At 70.8% G+C, this 1,150-nt stretch carries 1 protein-coding gene; it reads left to right on the forward strand.

All coding sequences use genetic code 11. From position 1 onward, the window contains the following. Positions 1-5: 5 nt before the first annotated feature. Positions 6-1,150 (forward strand): DUF924 family protein (locus J7528_RS23425; RefSeq protein WP_291879667.1); only part of this gene is annotated, 1,145 nt, incomplete at its 3' end.

The raw sequence follows: 1,150 nt of genomic DNA on the forward strand, positions 1-1,150 counted from the left end.
GCCTGATGCCGGCCGCGACCGCCGCCTCGCGCTTCACCGACGATCCATATCCCAGCACCTACAAGCCGCTGCCGTCCGAGCCGGTGCTGCTGCGCAATGCCACCGTGCTCACCGGCACCGGCCAGCGCCTGGATGGCGCCGACGTGCTGATGCGCGACGGCAGGATCGTGCAGGTCGGCACCAGCCTGCAGGCCGACGCAGGCACCCGCGTGGTCGATGCGAGCGGCAAGTGGGTCACCCCGGGGATCATCGACGTGCACTCGCACCTGGGCGTGTACCCGAGCCCGGGAGTGAAGGCGCACAGCGACGGAAACGAGATGACCGCGCCGGTCACCGCCAACGTCTGGGCCGAGCATTCGGTGTGGCCGCAGGATCCCGGCTTCGAAACCGCGCTGGCCGGCGGCATCACCACCCTGCAGGTGCTGCCCGGCTCGGCCAACCTGGTCGGCGGCCGCGGCGTGACCCTGCGCAACGTGCCGGCCACCACCTACCAGGCGATGAAATTCCCCGGCGCGCCGTGGGGCCTGAAGATGGCCTGCGGCGAGAACCCCAAGCGTGTCTATGGCGGCAAGGGCGTCGCCCCGTCCACGCGGATGGGCAATGTCGCCGGTTACCGCGCCGCGTTCATCGACGCCAGCGAATACCTGCGCAAGAACAGCGGCAAGCCGCAGGACAAGCCCAAGCGCCGCTGGTGGCAGTCGTCGTCGGACGACAAGGGCAGCGCCGACAGTTCCGGCGACGCCGGCGGCAAGCGCGACCTCAAGCTCGACACGCTGGCCGGCGCGATCAACGGCGGCGAGGCGTTCGACCGCCAATGCGAGACGCGCTTCCTCGATGCGCACCTGCTCGCCGCCCGGCGCGGTTGCGAGGACTGGCTGGCGTCGGCCGAGGGCGCGCTGGCGTTGCTGGTCCTGCTCGACCAGATCCCGCGCAACATTTTCCGCGGCAGCGGCCACGCCTTCGCCAGCGACGGGCTGGCACGGCATTACGCCCACCGCGCGCTGGCCGCCGGCCACGACGCGGCGACCGGGCCGTCGCTGCGTGCCTTCTTCTACCTGCCGTTCGAGCACTCCGAAGACATGGCCGACCAGCAGCGTGCGGTCGAACTGTTCGGCGCACCAGGCATGGAGGAGTACCTGCCCTACGCGAT

It is taken from the genome of Caulobacter sp. (assembly GCF_017744445.1).
Taxonomy (GTDB): domain Bacteria; phylum Pseudomonadota; class Alphaproteobacteria; order Caulobacterales; family Caulobacteraceae; genus Caulobacter.